15 protein-coding genes are annotated in these 14,043 nt (G+C 71.3%); 7 read left to right on the top strand and 8 right to left on the bottom strand.

Translation table 11 applies throughout. The features are described from left to right. Window positions 1-6: 6 nt before the first annotated feature. Window positions 7-840: a pirin family protein gene (locus tag ALSL_RS13310; RefSeq protein ID WP_126539831.1), complete on the bottom strand. Its 834-nt coding sequence runs from the start codon at window positions 838-840 to the stop codon at window positions 7-9. Window positions 841-927: 87 nt separating this feature from the next. Continuing rightward, a complete protein-coding gene (locus ALSL_RS13305; protein WP_126539829.1) occupies window positions 928-1,809 on the bottom strand; it encodes a DUF72 domain-containing protein in 882 nt (293 codons plus the stop codon). A gap of 167 nt (window positions 1,810-1,976) precedes the next feature. Between ALSL_RS13305 and ALSL_RS13300 the strand changes: the two genes are divergently transcribed. Next, window positions 1,977-2,468, top strand: a complete 492-nt coding sequence (locus ALSL_RS13300) for a DUF6496 domain-containing protein (RefSeq protein WP_126539827.1) — start codon at window positions 1,977-1,979, stop codon at window positions 2,466-2,468. A gap of 93 nt (window positions 2,469-2,561) precedes the next feature. On the opposite strand, the gene ALSL_RS13845 is transcribed toward ALSL_RS13300, so the two are convergent. The 3 genes from ALSL_RS13845 to ALSL_RS13290 form a co-directional block, all read right to left on the bottom strand. Next, window positions 2,562-2,696, bottom strand: a complete 135-nt coding sequence (locus ALSL_RS13845; protein WP_269433070.1) for a hypothetical protein — start codon at window positions 2,694-2,696, stop codon at window positions 2,562-2,564. A gap of 69 nt (window positions 2,697-2,765) precedes the next feature. Continuing rightward, window positions 2,766-3,281, bottom strand: coding sequence for a DUF1993 domain-containing protein (locus ALSL_RS13295; RefSeq protein ID WP_126539825.1), 516 nt, complete (start codon window positions 3,279-3,281; stop codon window positions 2,766-2,768). Next, on the bottom strand, window positions 3,278-4,579 hold the full coding sequence (locus tag ALSL_RS13290; protein ID WP_126539823.1) for a TCR/Tet family MFS transporter: 1,302 nt from the start codon (window positions 4,577-4,579) through the stop codon (window positions 3,278-3,280). Before ALSL_RS13290 ends, ALSL_RS13295 begins: the two co-directional genes overlap by 4 nt. Window positions 4,580-4,713: 134 nt before the next feature. On the opposite strand from ALSL_RS13290, the gene folB reads away from it, so the two are divergent. Then, window positions 4,714-5,073 (top strand): dihydroneopterin aldolase, encoded by a 360-nt coding sequence (folB, locus tag ALSL_RS13285; RefSeq protein ID WP_126539821.1) that lies wholly within the window; start codon window positions 4,714-4,716, stop codon window positions 5,071-5,073. A gap of 2 nt (window positions 5,074-5,075) precedes the next feature. Then, window positions 5,076-5,579: a 2-amino-4-hydroxy-6-hydroxymethyldihydropteridine diphosphokinase gene (folK, locus tag ALSL_RS13280; RefSeq protein ID WP_126539819.1), complete on the top strand. Its 504-nt coding sequence runs from the start codon at window positions 5,076-5,078 to the stop codon at window positions 5,577-5,579. On the opposite strand, the gene ALSL_RS13275 is transcribed toward folK, so the two are convergent. Both ALSL_RS13275 and ALSL_RS13270 read right to left on the bottom strand, forming a co-directional pair. Further along, a complete protein-coding gene (locus ALSL_RS13275; protein WP_126539817.1) occupies window positions 5,576-6,316 on the bottom strand; it encodes a pteridine reductase in 741 nt (246 codons plus the stop codon). The genes folK and ALSL_RS13275 overlap by 4 nt on opposite strands. Window positions 6,317-6,375: 59 nt before the next feature. After that, a complete protein-coding gene (locus ALSL_RS13270) occupies window positions 6,376-7,044 on the bottom strand; it encodes a hypothetical protein (protein WP_174928851.1) in 669 nt (222 codons plus the stop codon). A gap of 181 nt (window positions 7,045-7,225) precedes the next feature. Between ALSL_RS13270 and ALSL_RS13265 the strand changes: the two genes are divergently transcribed. The 3 genes from ALSL_RS13265 (at window position 7,226) to ALSL_RS13255 (ending at window position 11,029) form a co-directional block, all read left to right on the top strand. Then, the gene (locus ALSL_RS13265; RefSeq protein ID WP_126540286.1) at window positions 7,226-9,352 is read left to right on the top strand and encodes a TonB-dependent receptor; all 2,127 of its coding nucleotides are present in this window, start codon (window positions 7,226-7,228) and stop codon (window positions 9,350-9,352) included. A gap of 79 nt (window positions 9,353-9,431) precedes the next feature. Next, entirely contained in the window at window positions 9,432-10,622 is a 1,191-nt protein-coding gene (locus ALSL_RS13260) for a class I SAM-dependent methyltransferase (protein WP_126539815.1), read from the top strand. Next, window positions 10,619-11,029 carry a VanZ family protein gene (locus ALSL_RS13255; protein ID WP_331457736.1) on the top strand — a complete coding sequence of 137 codons (411 nt, stop codon included), beginning with the start codon at window positions 10,619-10,621 and terminating at the stop codon, window positions 11,027-11,029. Before ALSL_RS13260 ends, ALSL_RS13255 begins: the two co-directional genes overlap by 4 nt. Before the next feature lie 14 nt (window positions 11,030-11,043). On the opposite strand, the gene ALSL_RS13250 is transcribed toward ALSL_RS13255, so the two are convergent. Continuing rightward, complete coding sequence (locus ALSL_RS13250; RefSeq protein ID WP_126539813.1) at window positions 11,044-12,282, bottom strand: multifunctional CCA addition/repair protein; 1,239 nt, start codon at window positions 12,280-12,282, stop codon at window positions 11,044-11,046. Between the two features lie 108 nt (window positions 12,283-12,390). On the opposite strand from ALSL_RS13250, the gene ALSL_RS13245 reads away from it, so the two are divergent. Further along, entirely contained in the window at window positions 12,391-14,034 is a 1,644-nt protein-coding gene (locus ALSL_RS13245; RefSeq protein ID WP_126539811.1) for a trehalase family glycosidase, read from the top strand. Window positions 14,035-14,043: the final 9 nt, after the last annotated feature.

Here is a 14,043-nt window from a genome sequence, read left to right as displayed (position 1 = left end):
AGGCCTTCAGAAACGACCCGCGCGCAAGTCGGCGATCGCCTCGCGGATTTCCGCCGGCGTGTTCATCACGAAGGGGCCGTAGCGCGCGACCGGCTCGCCGAGCGGCCGGCCGGCGACCACCAGCAGCCGCACCGGCGATGCCGCTGCGGCCAGCGCGACCCGCGTGCCGGCGGAAAGCACGCCCAGCTCGCCGTGCCGCAGGGGTTCGCCGCCGACGGCGACCGTCGTGCCGTCGAAGAGATAGACGAAGGCGTTGTGCGTGGCGGGCAGCGGCACGTCCAGGCGCGTACCGGCACCCAGCGCGACGTCCAGATAGACCGGCGCGGTGGCGATGCCCAGGGCCGGCCCGACGGCGTCGCCGAAGGTCCCGGCGATCACGCGCACCGTCACGCCCGGCGCCGGCTCCACGTGCGGGATGTGCTCGGCGGGGATGTCCTGGTAACGCGGCGCGGTCAGCTTGTCGCGGGCCGGCAGGTTCACCCACAGCTGGAAACCCCACAGCAGGCCGGCTTCCTGCTGCGGCATCTCCGAGTGCACGATGCCGCGACCGGCGGTCATCCACTGCACGCTGCCCGGGCCCAAGTCGCCGCGATGGCCGTGGTTGTCGCCGTGACGCATATGGCCGGCGAGCATGTAGGTGACCGTCTCGAAGCCGCGATGCGGATGCTCGGGGAACCCGGCGAGGTAGTCGTCCGGGCGGTCGGAACGGAACTCATCGAGCAGCAGGAACGGGTCGAGGCTGTCCAGCGCGCTCTGGCCGATGATGCGTTTCAGGCGCACACCGGCGCCGTCGGCGGTCTCGACGCCGTGCACGCGCCTTTGGAGGTGTCGTTCGGACATGGCTGCCATCGTTCGGGACGGGCCCTTGCAGATGCGGTCCGCGTCGCGCGTGCGCAAGGGGGCGCATCCCCAGCCACCACGATCGCCTCAGCGTGCCGGCCTCTCCCGCAGGCGTTCGGCCAGGCGCCTGGCGTCGAACGGCGCGCGGACCTTGGTGTCGTTGTCGAAATAGCAGTAGACGTCGCGGGAACGCCGCTTCGGCGGCGCCGCGTCGCTCACCGTGCGCGCATCGCCGGGCTGACCGCCGCGCTGCCAGGCGCGGATGCGGCGCGCCCACTCGTCCAGTGCGGCATCGTCGTAGCCGCTGGCGTAGAGCTCCTTGTCGCCATGCAGACGCAGATACATGAAGCCGGCGGTGACGTCTTCCAGCAGCGGCCAGCGGCCGGCGGTGTCGGCCACCACCAGCGCCACCCGATGCCGGCGCAGCTGGGCGATGAAGCCGGCGCAGGCAAAGCTCGGGTGGCGGATCTCCAGCGCATGGCGCAGGCGATGGTTGGCGGATACCGCCAACCAGGTGCGCTCGGGCGTCATGCGCGGCTCGTGCCGGCGGGCGAGCGCCTGCGCCTGGCGGCTGTCGCGCGGCAGGGCGGCCAGGAAATGCTCGATCGACGCGGCGTCGTAGGCCAGCGAAGGCGGCAGCTGCCACAGCACCGGGCCGAGCTTTTCACCCAGCGCCAGCACGCCGGAGGCGAAGAAGTTGGCCAGCGGCCCGTCGACTTCGCGCAGGCGCCGGATGTGGGTGATGAACCGCGGCGCCTTGACCGCGAAGACGAAACCGCGTGGCGTGTCCGCATACCAGCGCCGGTAGCTTTCCGGGCGCTGCAGCGCGTAGAACGAGCCGTTGAGTTCGATGCTGGAGAAATGCCGCGCGGCGTAGTGCAGCTCCAGCCGCTGTGGCAGGTCTTCAGGATAGAAACGCCCGCGCCACGGCGCATAGCGCCAGCCGGAGATGCCGATGCGCACGCTCATCGGCGGGCCGCCTGACGCATGCGCTGCGGGAAGGAGCGTTCGGGCATCGCTGCAGCCTGCGCCGCTGCGCGTGCAGGCCGCGTGGTGCTTGACCGCATCTCGACGCCTGCCGTGTGAGCGTGGCGGCGAAGCGTCGGCGCGATGCCGCGCATTTCGAGGTCGCTGCCATGTCCGAGAAACGTACCCGCCAGGCCGCCGCCCGCGACAAACGCGAGGGCAAGGCGCCCAGCACCCAGGCCGGCGAATTCGTCCGCGAGGAGATCGAGCACGTGCGCGAAGGCAAGCACGGTGTCCGTTCGACCAAGCAGGCGATCGCGATCGGCCTGTCCAAGGCCCGCCGCGCCGGCGTCAAGGTGCCGGCGAAGAAAACCGCGAGCAAGGCCACGCGCAAACGCGCCGCTCGCGACCAGGCCGCCGGCGAGCATCCGCACAAGCCGGATCCGAAGCGCTCGCGGGCGACCACCGGCGCGCTCAAGCGCGAAGGCCGCGCCGCGGTGTCCAAGCGGGCGCTGTCGAGTCAGGCGCACAAGAGCGCGGCCAAGCGCCCCGCAGCCAGCCGTTCGGCAGCTGCCAAGAAGGCGGCCAGGACCAAGGGCGCGGCCGGCCGTTCGGCGGCGGCGAAGAAGGCGGCCGCCACCCGCGCCCGGCGCCGGCACTGAAGGCAAGCGACCCACGGCACTGGCCGGCTGGCGCTGCGGCATGGCCTGGGCGATCCCCGGCGCATGGGCCGGATGGCCGATGCGCGCCTTAAGCTAGGGCGCGGCCGGGGCGCCGCTTTGCACCGGCCGCCGTTCCTCGTGATGCAGCGCCTGATAGGTGCCCACCGCGAGCACGACGAGCAGCGCGATCACCAGCGTCCACCAAGCCAGCCGGCGCCTGTCTTTCATGGCCTCGCCCCGGGCGCCGCGCATCGACCGGCATGCGCGGCCGGTGCACATGCCCGGGCGCGGTCGCGTTCAGCCATGGCCGAGCGGTCCCAGAAAATCGCGCTTGCCGAGCTCGACGCCGATCCCGCGCAGGATCGCGTAGGTGGTGGTGCAGTGGAAAAACAGGTTGGGAATGACGAAATCCAGCAGGTAGTCCCGGCCTTTGAAGTGCATCTCGCCGTGGCGGGTCTTGAGCGTGATGGCGCGTTCCTCGCTGCCGTCGATCTGCTCGGCGCGATAGGACCGAAGATGCTCGGTGGTGCGCTCGATGCGGTCATACAGCGCGGCGAACGTGGTCTCGTCATCGGCGAAGGTGGGCGGTTCGCCGCCGGCCAGCCGCGCGGCGCCGCCCTTGGCCATGTCGGTGGCGATCTGCACCTGTCGGACCAGGGGAAACATGTCCGGCACCAGCCGGGTGGCCAGCATCACCTCGTCGCTGACCTGTCGCGCCTTGGCATGCGCCTCGCCCTTGGCGAGCACGTGGCGCAGGTTGCCCAGCGCACGGATGAAGACGGGCACGGAAGCCTGATACATCGAGAGGGTCATGGGATGCTCCGGTCGGAGGGGGGTACCGGGTCCGCATGATACGCCGCGCCGCCCGCACCGCCGTGCAGGTCGCGGCTCGCCCGCACGGCCAGCACGGTGCCGATGGCGAGCAGCAGCGCGGCGAGCACGAACGGCAATCCGGGCACTTCGAGCGGCGATGCCGGCGCCACCGCCAGGGCGAACACTTCGGCGAACAGGAACGGGCCGAAGATGCCGGCCAGGCTGCCGAGGCTGGTCAGCGCGCCCTGCAGGCGGCCCTGCTCGCTCGGATCGACCTCGTGCGTCATCAGCGACTGCAGCGGCGGGTTGGCCAGCCCCCACAGCGCCATCAGCGGCACCGCCGTCAGGAACAGCCAGCCGCGGTCGGCCAGGCCCATCAGCAGGAAGGCGGCGATGCCGGCGAGCATGCTCCACAGCAGCAGTCGCCGTTCGCCCAGGCGCAGGCTCAGACGGCCGGTGAGCAGCGCCTGCGCGGCGCCGTCGCAGGCGCCGACCAGCATCAGCACGTAGCCCACCGCCTGCGGACCCCAGCCGTAGCGATAGTCGGCGTAGAGCACGAAGGTGGCCTGCAGCGCGTAATTGGCCAGGTAGACCAGGAACAGCACCACCGCCAGCCGCAGCACCGGCGGATAGCGCCGCAGCAGCGTCAGCGCGCCGAGCGGATGGGCCATGTGCAGCTCCAGTCGCGCGGTGCGTCGTTCGCGCGGCAGCGATTCGGGCAGCACGCACAGGCCATAGAGGAAATTGACGAAGGCCAGTGCGCCGGCGACCCAGAACGGCAGCCGCAGCGAGAGCTCGCCGAGCAGGCCGCCCAGGCCCGGACCGATGATGAAGCCGGCACCGAAGGCGCTGCCCAGCAGCCCGAAGGCCGCCGCGCGCCGTTCCGGCGGCGTGATGTCGGCGATGTAGGCGTTGGCGGTGGTGAAGCTCGCCGCGGTCGCGCCGAGCACCACGCGCGCGACGAACAGCAGCCACAGCGTCGGCGCGGTCGCCAGCACCACGAAGTTCAAGGCCAGGCCCAGGTTGGAGATCAGGATCACCGGGCGCCGGCCGTAGCGGTCGGCCAACGCGCCTTGTAGCGGCGAGCACAGGAACTGCACCAGCGCGAACACGGTGGAGAACACGCCCACCCACCACGCCGCCCGCGCCACGCCGCCGCCGGCGAGCTGGGCGACGAGATGCGGCAGCACCGGGATGACGATGCCGAAGGCCAGCATGTCCAACAGCACGGTGACGTAGATGAAGGCGAGCGCCGCGCGGCGGCGGGACGCACCGGGCGATGGTGACGGCGTGGACATGCGGGCTTCGTGGCCAAAAACGGCCAAGATAGCGCAAGCGCCAGCGGCCGGGCGGCGCGCATCCTGCGCAAACGGCGCGAGGCGTCACCGGTGGCACGCGACAGGACGCGGCGCGCTCCCTAGACTTGGCCGGCATGGACATCGTATTCATCGAAGACCTGCGCATCGACGCGGTGATCGGCATCTACGACTGGGAGCGGCGCATCCGCCAGCCGCTCGCCTTCGACATCGAGATGGCCTTCGACAACCGCGTGCCGGCGGCGAGCGACGCCATTGCCGATACCCTGGATTACAAGGCGGTGGCCAAGCGCCTGATCGCCTACGTCGGCGGCAGCGAGTTCCAGCTGGTGGAAACCCTGGCCGAGCGCTGCGCGGCGCTGATCCGCGAGGAATTCGGCGTGGCCTGGGTGCGGCTGAAACTTTCCAAGCCGGGCGCGGTGCGTGGATCGCGCGCGGTCGGCGTGCGGATCGAACGCGGCGTGCGGCCGGGCTGACGATGGCGCGCGCCTACCTGAGCCTGGGCTCGAACGTGGAGCCGCGCCGGCACCTGCGCGCGGCGCTCGCGGCGCTGCGCGAGCGGTTCGGGCCGCTCGTCGTCTCGCCGGCCTACCGCAGTCGTGCGGTCGGCTTCGACGGGCCGGATTTCATCAACCTCGCGGTGGCCCTCGACAGCGATCTCGCGCCCGCTGAGCTCGACGCCTGGCTGCACGGCCTGGAAGATCGCCTGGGCCGCCGCCGCGACGGTCCGCGCTATGCCGACCGCACCCTCGACATCGATCTGCTGGCCTGGGTCGGCGACGACGGCCGCATCCGGATGGCACCGCGGCCGGAGCTCGCGCACGCCTTCGTGCTGCGCCCGCTGGCCGAGATCGCGCCGCAGCTGCGGCTGCCGGACGACGACCGCAGCCTGGCCGAGCGCTGGGCGGCGTTTGCGCAGGCGTGCGAGCCGCTGACGCCGGTGAGCCTGGACGACGACGCGGACGATGCGCTCACGCGCTAAAGCGTACGTCCGCCGTCCACGTGCACGATCTCGCCGGTGACGAACGCGGCGTCGCGCAACAGCCACAGCACGGCGGCGGCGATGTCCTCGACCCGGCCCAGTCGCCCGAGCGGCGTGCGGGCGAGGATCGCCGCGCGCGCGGCCTCGCCCTTGCCGCCATCGGGCCAGAGAATCGCCCCCGGGGCGACGCCGTTCACCCGCACCTGCGGCGCAAGTTCCAGCGCGAGGGCACGGGTCAGCGTGACCTGCGCCCCCTTGGCCATGCAGTACACCGCATGGCCGGCGAGCGGGTGCTCGGCATACAGGTCGAGCAGGTTGACGATCGCGCCCTGCCGCGCGGCGAGCGCCGGCGCCGCGGCCTGGCTCAACAGCAGCGGCGCGCGCGCGTTGACCGCGGTCAGCGCTTCCCAGTCGGCGGGGGTGATCGTGCCCAGCGGCGTCGGGGCGAAGTTCGACGCGTTGTTGACCAGGCCGTCCAGCCGCCCGAAACGGTCGAGCGCGGCATCGACCAGGGCGGGCAGCCGCGCGCCGTCGGCAAGGTCGGCCTGTACGGTCAGCACGCTGTCGGGACGCGCGGCGGTGAGCGCGGCGGCGAGCGTGGCGGCCTCGGCGCTCGAGGCGCGATGGTGCAGGACGAGGTCGTAGCCGGCCGCATGCAGGGTGCGGGCGATGCCGGCGCCGATCCGGCGCGCGGCTCCGGTGACCAGGACGACCGGGCGGGAGGAAAGGGACGCCATCTTCGATTGGCCTTTGCACGGAGGCGAGGCCATGAGCTTGCCGCAAGCGGCAGGGCACGTCACCGCTGCGCGTCGCTCTCCTGCCGTTGCGCCGGAATCGCGCGCGAGACGCGCGGCGCCGCTTCGCCGTCTTCCTGGCTGAATCCGCCTTCGAGCATGGCGAGCGCGGTGGCGCCGACCTGCTGGGTGTCGTAATAGGCGTAGGCACCCACGCCCAGCGCACCGATCACCGGCAGCCAGCGCGCGCCGCCGCGCCCGAGCGCGCGGCGTGACAGATGCTTGCCCAGTCGCGTCAGGAGTTGCTGCAGCACGCCCAGCGACACGCGGCGGAACAGCAGGCGGTCGCCCATGCGCACCACCAGGTCGCGGAACGCCTGCGCGGCGGTATGCCGGAACAGGCACCAGAGCATCTGCTCGCGCCCGAGCTCGGCGTGCTTGCCGTACAGCGCGGCCAGGTCGCTCACCAGCTGCGCCTGGATGCGCCAGATCGCGGTGATTTCCGGCAGCACGGTGAGCCAGCCGATCACGCCGGGCGGCAGCGACAAGGAACCCGAGGTGAGCGCGGCCCGTCGCGCGGCACGGTGGATCAGGCGCTGGGCCGCGGCATGCGGATGGGTGCGCGGCCGCTCGCGACTGGGCGGGACCTGGCCGGCGAGGTCCAACAGCGCCTGGGCGATGCGGTGACCTTCCTGGGCCGGCGGCAGGGCGGGTAGACGATCGTTCGACATGGCGGTTCCTCGAGGCAGCTTCGACGGTCGGCCGGGCGGGCCGTGCCGCAGTGTCGGCAAGCGCGGGTGAACGCGCGATCAGGGCCGGCGCAAGGCGCGTTGAAAAGGCCTGCCGATGCTGGACAACGCCGCGCCGGTGGATGTTATATTGTATCAATACCCGCGCTTCGAGCCTGTACCGATGCCCCGTCCGCTTGCCCTTGCGCTGGCCCTCGCCGGCCTGTCCGCCACTGCCGCCACGCTCGCCGGCACGGCCACTCCGCCCGCGCCGCAGGATGCCAAGCCGGTGAAGGAGCTCGACGCGGTCGACGTCAGCGCGGCACTGGACCAGGCGCGCAACGCACTCTCGCCCGACACCGGCTCCAGCCAGTATGTGATCGATCGCGAGGCGATCGCACGCATGCCGCTCGGCGACTCGACACCGCTCAACCAGGTGCTGCTGCAGGCGCCCGGCGTGGTGCAGGATTCCTATGGCGGCGTGCACGTGCGCGGCGACCACGCCAACCTGCAGTACCGCATTGATGGCGTGATCATCCCCGAGTCGATCTCCGGCTTCGGCCAGACCCTGGACGCGCGCACCATCCGCAGCGTCAAGCTGCTGGACGGCGCCCTGCCGGCCCAGTACGGGCTGCGCACCGCGGCGGTGGTGGACATCGCCACCCGCGACGGCCACGCGCTCGGCAACGGCGGCAGCGCGGGCGTCACCGGCGGCTCGTTCGGCACGCTCAACCCGAATGCCTCGCTGTGGGGCAGCGCGGATCGCTGGAGCTGGTTCCTGACCGCCAACTATCTCGAAAACGACGTCGGCATCGAGAACCCGACCGCCAGCCGCAAGCCCGACCACGACCACACCAACCAGGTCAAGGCGTTCGGCAAGCTCTCCTACCTGATCGACAACGACACCCGGCTGAGCCTGTTGTTCGGCATGGCCAATAACCGCTTCGAGATCCCGAACCGGCCCGGCCAGACGCCCGCCTTCCAGTATCTGGACCAGACCGATTTCGATTCGTCCCGGCTCAACGAACGCCAGCACGAGCAGACCCGCTTCGGTGCGCTCAGCCTGCAGGGCAAGCTCGGCGCCACCGACTACCAGGTATCGCTGGGCCAACGTTATTCCAGCCTCGACTTCACCCCCGATCCCATCGGCGACCTGATGTTCAACGGCATCGCCGGCGCGATCTCGCGCAGCAGCCGCGCGAGTACGCTGCAAGCCGACTTCGCCACGCCGCTGGGCGATACGCACACCCTGCGCTACGGTTTCTACGGCAGCTTCGAGAGCGCGCCCAGCCGCACCGATGCCCAGGTTTTCCCCGCCGACGGCGAGGGCAGGCAGACGAGCACCGTGCCGATCGGCATCGTCGACCGCAACCGGCTCATCGCCCGCACCGGCTCGGCCTACGTGCAGGACGAATGGAGCTTAGGCGACCGGCTGACGCTGAACTACGGGCTGCGCGGCGACGTCTATTCGGCCTTCCGGCACGAAAGCCAGCTGAGCACCCGACTGGGCGCGGTCTACCAGGCCACCGACAGCACCACGCTGCATGCCGGCTACGCGCGTTACTTCACGCCGCCGGCGACGGAGGCGATCACCACCACCGCGATCCACAAGTTCGACGGCACCACCAACGCGCTGCCCGACAACGGCAGCAACACGCCGCTGGCCGAACGCAGCGACTACTTCGACGCCGGCGTGCAGCAGCAGCTCGGCCCGTTGACCCTGGGCCTTGACGCCTATTACCGCAAGGTCCGCCGCCTGCAGGACGAAGGCCAGTTCGGCGCGGCGCTGGTGTATTCCACCTTCAACTATGCCGAAGGCCACATCCGCGGCGTGGAGTTCACCGCCAATTACGCCGCGGGCCCGATCAGCACCTATTTCAACCTGGCCTACGGGCGGGCGATGGGCCGGCGCGTGATCACCGGGCAGTACAACTTCGCACCGGAAGAGCTCGCCTACATCGCCGATCACGACATCCATCTGGACCACGACCAGAAGCTGACCTCCTCCGGCGGCATCAGCTACGCGCTGGACGCGGCCACGCGCATCGGCGCCAACTACCTTTTCGGCAGTGGCATGCGCAGGGATGGCGGCGTGCCCAACGGCGCCTCGCTGCCGTACTACTTCCAGCTCGACTTGAGCCTCTCGCACGACTTCAGCTTCGCGGCCACCGGCAAGCTGCATACCCAGCTGGCGCTGATCAATGCGCTCGACCGCAGCTACGAGCTGCGCGACGGCAGCGGCGTCGGCGTCGGCGCCCCGCAGTACGGTCCGCGAAGGGGCGTCTATCTCAGCGTGCAGAAAGACTTCTAGACGTCCATGGCACCAGGCCCGCGGCGAAAAATGCGCGGGCTTGCGGCTATGCTTGTGGCTTTCCCGCTACGCACAGGCGATGTCCAGTCCGTTGCCCGCCCCCAGTGCCGAGGAGCACGCGCATGCCGAGCGCCTGGCCGCGCTGCTGCGCGAGATGATCGCCGCGCACGGCCCGCTGCCGTTTTCCAGTTACATGGAGCGCTGCCTGTATGCGCCGGGGCTGGGCTACTACAGCGCGGGCAAGACCAAGTTCGGCCCGGCTGGCGATTTCATCACCGCGCCCGAGCTCGGCGAACTCTTCGCCCGCTGCGTGGCCGAGGCGATGCGCCCGGCCCTGGCCGCGCTCGGCGCGCAGGCGGACGTCCTCGAACTCGGCGGCGGCAGCGGCGCCTTTGCCGAGACCGCGCTGCGTGCGCTGGCGGCAGGCGGCACGCCGCCGCGGCGTTATCTCATCCTCGAACCCAGCGCCGACCTGCGCGAACGACAGCGCGAGCGCCTGCGGTCGGCGCTGCCGTCGGCTCTCGCCACCCGCGTGCAATGGCTGGACCGGCCGCCGCGCTCGCCGTGGCGCGGCGTGCTGTTCGCCAACGAGGTGATCGACGCCCTGCCGGCCACGCGCTTTGCGATCGCGCAGGGCGAGGTGTACGAGGAACACGTCGCGCTCGACGAGCACGGCGCCTTCGTGCGCCGCGACCTGCCTGCCGATGCGCTGGTGCGCTCGGCGGTGCGGCGCGTCGAGCGCGACCTGGAAGCGCCGTTCGCCGACGGCTACCGCTCGGAGATCCTGCCGCAGCTGCCGTACTGGCTCGAGGCGGTGGCCGGCACGCTGGAGGCCGGGCTGCTGCTGTTCGTCGACTACGGCTATCCGCGCCGCGAGTACTATCTGCCCGAGCGGCGCGACGGCACGCTGATGGCGCACTATCGCCATCGCGCGCATGCCGACCCGTTCTTCCTGCCCGGTCTCAACGACCTCACCGCCTCGGTGGACTTCACCGCCCTGGCCGAAGCCGGCCACGGCGCCGGTTTCGAGCTACTTGCCTACGTGCCGCAAAGCGCGTTCCTGCTCGCCCACGGCTTGCCGGAAGCGTTCGAGCAGGCCTGGTCGGCCAGCGAGGATGAGGTCCGGCGGCTGGGCCTCGCCCAGGAAGTCAAGCGCCTGACCCTGCCCGGGCAGATGGGCGAGCGCTTCCAGGCGATGCTGTTCGCGCGCGGCCTCGAACTCGCCCTGCCCGACGAACTCCTCGCCGCGGACCGGCGCGCGCGCCTGTGAGGTCGGTCCACCGGTCGTCGGTCGCGCCGCCGTTGCGCTGGTGTCCGCTGTGGACGGGGATCGGCGTCGCGCTGATGCTCTTCACCCTGTGGATGGCGCTGCGCCCGGATCCGGGCGTCACCCTCGCCGTGCCCGCGGGCGACAAGCTGCTGCACGCGTTCACCTTCGCCGTGCTCAGCGGTTGGTGGGGCAACGTGTATCCGGGCCTGCGTGCCCGCCGACTCGCCGCGCTCGGTTGTCTGCTCTTCGGCGTCTTCATCGAGCTCGCGCAGTGGCTCGATCCGCCGCGCGACGCCGATGCGCTCGACGTGCTCGCCGATGCCGCCGGCATCGCCCTCGCGCTGGTCCTGCTGCGCACGCCGCTGGGACATGTGCTGGCCGGTGTGGAGCGGCTGGTCGGCCGCTGAAAGGCGTGCGTTCTTCAGCCCGCCGGAGGCCACGCCGCCTTGAGCGCGCGCAGCGCCGCGATGCGCGCCTTCGTCATCGCCTGGCCGATCGCCGGGCCGGCCAGGCCCCGCGCCACGAACGGCGCGGCGGTGATGCCGGCGGCGGCCTCGCGTGCGGCGCGCAGGTAGTCGGCCTGCGGATAGTCGTCCTGCGCGTGGCCGAGGCGACCGCGCTTGTCGGCGGCGCAGGCGGCGAGGAACGGTTCCAGCCGCGCCGGCCGGCGCAGCGCATCGAGGGCGATCAGCAGCCTGAGCAAGGTGGCGGCGCGCAGCTCGAATGCGCGATGCGCGTTCAGGTGTTCGCGGCAGACGAGCTCGGCGAGCGCGGCATGTTCGGCCGGCACCTTGAGTCGCGCGGCGAGCGCGCGCAGCGGGGCGAGGCCGCGGCGTTCGTGGCCGATGTGGCGCGGCCATTCGGCCTTCGGCGTGAGCGCCTTGCCGAGGTCGTGGGTGAGCGCGCAGAAGCCGACCCGGTCGTCGCCCGGCGCGAGCTCGGCGGCGGCATCCAGCACCATTTCCACGTGTATGCCGGTGTCGATCTCCGGATGGTAGTGCGCACTCTGCGGCACGCCGTAGAGCGCATCGATCTCGGGGAACAGCACCGCGAGTGCGCCGGTCTCGCGCAGCAGGCGCAGGAAGGCCGAGGGGCGCGGCTCGGCGAGCGCCTTGCGGGTTTCCTGCCACACCCGCTCGGGCACCAGATGGTCGACTTCGCCCGCGTTCACCATCTCGCGCATCAGTGCCATCGTCTCGTCAGCGACGGTGAAGCCCAGCGGGGCGAAGCGCGCGGCGAAGCGGGCGACGCGCAAGAGGCGCACCGGGTCCTCGGCGAAGGCCGGGGAAACGTGGCGCAGCACGCGCGCCTCGAGATCGCGCGCGCCGCCGAAGGGATCGATCAGCCGGCCGTGCTCGTCCTCGGCCATGGCGTTGATGGTGAGGTCGCGGCGGGCGAGGTCCTGCTCCAGCGTCACCCCGGGATCGGCATGGAAGACGAAGCCGTGATAGCCGTGCCCGCTCTTGCGCTCGGTGCGCGCCAGGGCGTACTCCTCGCCGGTCTGCGGATGCAGGAACACCGGAAAATCGCGCCCGACCGGCCGGAAGCCGCGCGCGAGCATCTCCTCGGCGGTGGCGCCGACGACGACGTGGTCGCGATCGCCGCCCGCGCGGCCGAGGCGCTTGTCGCGGACCGCGCCGCCGACGAGATAGCTCTGCATGCAGCCGATTGTGCCATGCGCGTCGGACCGCCCGGGCGCCGAGGATTGCCTGCCGGCCGCGATGTGGGGATGCTACCCGTCCGATCCCTTCACCGGGCCATAAGTCCCATGTCCCTGTCCAAGCGTCTCGCCGTGCTGCTGTCCGCTCTCGTCCTCGCCGCCGCGGCGGCGGCCGCCACGCCCGATCCGGCGCGGACCCGCGCCTACATCGACCAGGCGTGGGACACCCTCACGCGTTCGATGGACGACTGCGCCTCGCTCGCCGATCCCAAGCTCGACGGCACGCCGGTCTTGTACCTGCCCGCCGGTGTGCCGCAGCCGGACGTGCTGACCCGCGCCGTGCAGCGCTGCCGCGTCGACGTGCGCACGCTGCCCGCGATCACCCGGCTGGGCGAGCTCGATGCCAGCCGCTTGCCGCCGGGCCTGCTCTACCTGCCGCAACCGTACGTGGTGCCCGGCGGGCGCTTCAACGAGATGTACGGTTGGGACAGCTACTTCATCGTGCTCGGCCTCATTGCCGATCATCGCGAGGCGCTGGCGCGTGGCATGGTGGAGAACTTCCTGTTCGAGGTCGAGCACTACGGCGCGGTGCTGAACGCCAACCGCACCTATTACCTCACCCGTTCGCAGCCGCCGTTCCTCACCGCGATGATCCGCGCGGTGCTGGACGATCCGGCGAGCTTCAAGGATGCCGGCGAAGCCAGCGCCTGGCTGGCCCGTGCCTATCCGCTGGTGCTGCGCGACTACGCCACCTGGACGCGACCCGAGCACCGCGCCGGCGACACCGGCCTCGCGCGCTATTTCGACTTCGGCGCCGGGCCGGTGCCGGAGATGAAAGACGCCAGCTACTACCGCGGCGTGATCGCCTGGGCGCTCGCCCATCCCGAGCAGGACCCGGGTTACCTGATCGCCGCGCCCGAGCATCCGGACGCGGCCGAGGCCGCGCAGCTGGCCACCCGCAGTTGCGACGTGCGCGCCTCGACCATCTGTCTGCAGGCCTGGCAGGACGGCCATCGCCTGCGCGCGGATTTCTATCGCGGCGACCGCGCGATGCGCGAGTCGGGCTTCGACACCAACTTCCACTTCGGGCCCTACGCCGGGCTTACCCACCACTACGCGCCGGTGGATCTCAACAGCCTGCTGTACCGCTACGAGCGCGACCTGCACGATTTCGCCCTGCGCCTGGGCAAGGTCGCGGACGCGCAGCGTTTCGAGCAGGCCGCCGCCGCGCGCAAGGCGGCGATCGACCGTTATCTGTGGCAGCCCGCGCTCGGCCGCTACTGCGACTACGACTTCGTCGCCCGTCGCGCCAACCCCGACCCCTACCTCAACACCTTCTATCCGCTGTGGGCCGGGGTGGCCTCGGCCGAGCAGGCCCGGGCGGTGCAGCGCCAGCTGGCGCTGTTCGAGCGCAAGGGCGGCCTGTCGATGAGCACGCGCCCGAGCGGCGCGCAATGGGACGAACCGTTCGGCTGGGCGCCGACCCACTGGCTGGCGATCGCCGGGCTCGAGGCCTATGGCTTCCACGACGATGCGCGTCGGCTCGCCGCCAAGTTCGCCGCCACCGTGGATCGCGGCCTGGCCGCGGACGGCACCATCCGGGAGAAGTACGACATGGTCACCGGCAGCGCGCAGGTGCAGATCACCGCCGGCTACAGCGAGAACGTGATCGGCTTCGGCTGGACCAACGGCGTCTATCTCAAGCTGCAGGAGCTGCTAAAAAACGCCCGCACCGCGGTGGCCACGCCCTGAGAAGGCCGC

Origin of the sequence: Aerosticca soli (genome assembly GCF_003967035.1) — a bacterium.
Taxonomy (GTDB): Bacteria; Pseudomonadota; Gammaproteobacteria; order Xanthomonadales; family Rhodanobacteraceae; genus Aerosticca; species Aerosticca soli.
This window is presented reverse-complemented; position numbering and strand designations above follow the sequence as displayed.

Coding starts and splice junctions, on each gene's coding strand:
- ALSL_RS13310 (WP_126539831.1), bottom strand. CDS start 840: ATGTCCGAACGACACCTCCAAAGGCGCGTGCACGGCGTCGAGACCGCC.
- ALSL_RS13305 (WP_126539829.1), bottom strand. CDS start 1,809: ATGAGCGTGCGCATCGGCATCTCCGGCTGGCGCTATGCGCCGTGGCGC.
- ALSL_RS13300 (WP_126539827.1), top strand. CDS start 1,977: ATGTCCGAGAAACGTACCCGCCAGGCCGCCGCCCGCGACAAACGCGAG.
- ALSL_RS13845 (WP_269433070.1), bottom strand. CDS start 2,696: ATGAAAGACAGGCGCCGGCTGGCTTGGTGGACGCTGGTGATCGCGCTG.
- ALSL_RS13295 (WP_126539825.1), bottom strand. CDS start 3,281: ATGACCCTCTCGATGTATCAGGCTTCCGTGCCCGTCTTCATCCGTGCG.
- ALSL_RS13290 (WP_126539823.1), bottom strand. CDS start 4,579: ATGTCCACGCCGTCACCATCGCCCGGTGCGTCCCGCCGCCGCGCGGCG.
- folB (WP_126539821.1), top strand. CDS start 4,714: ATGGACATCGTATTCATCGAAGACCTGCGCATCGACGCGGTGATCGGC.
- folK (WP_126539819.1), top strand. CDS start 5,076: ATGGCGCGCGCCTACCTGAGCCTGGGCTCGAACGTGGAGCCGCGCCGG.
- ALSL_RS13275 (WP_126539817.1), bottom strand. CDS start 6,316: ATGGCGTCCCTTTCCTCCCGCCCGGTCGTCCTGGTCACCGGAGCCGCG.
- ALSL_RS13270 (WP_174928851.1), bottom strand. CDS start 7,044: ATGTCGAACGATCGTCTACCCGCCCTGCCGCCGGCCCAGGAAGGTCAC.
- ALSL_RS13265 (WP_126540286.1), top strand. CDS start 7,226: ATGCCCCGTCCGCTTGCCCTTGCGCTGGCCCTCGCCGGCCTGTCCGCC.
- ALSL_RS13260 (WP_126539815.1), top strand. CDS start 9,432: ATGTCCAGTCCGTTGCCCGCCCCCAGTGCCGAGGAGCACGCGCATGCC.
- ALSL_RS13250 (WP_126539813.1), bottom strand. CDS start 12,282: ATGCAGAGCTATCTCGTCGGCGGCGCGGTCCGCGACAAGCGCCTCGGC.
- ALSL_RS13245 (WP_126539811.1), top strand. CDS start 12,391: ATGTCCCTGTCCAAGCGTCTCGCCGTGCTGCTGTCCGCTCTCGTCCTC.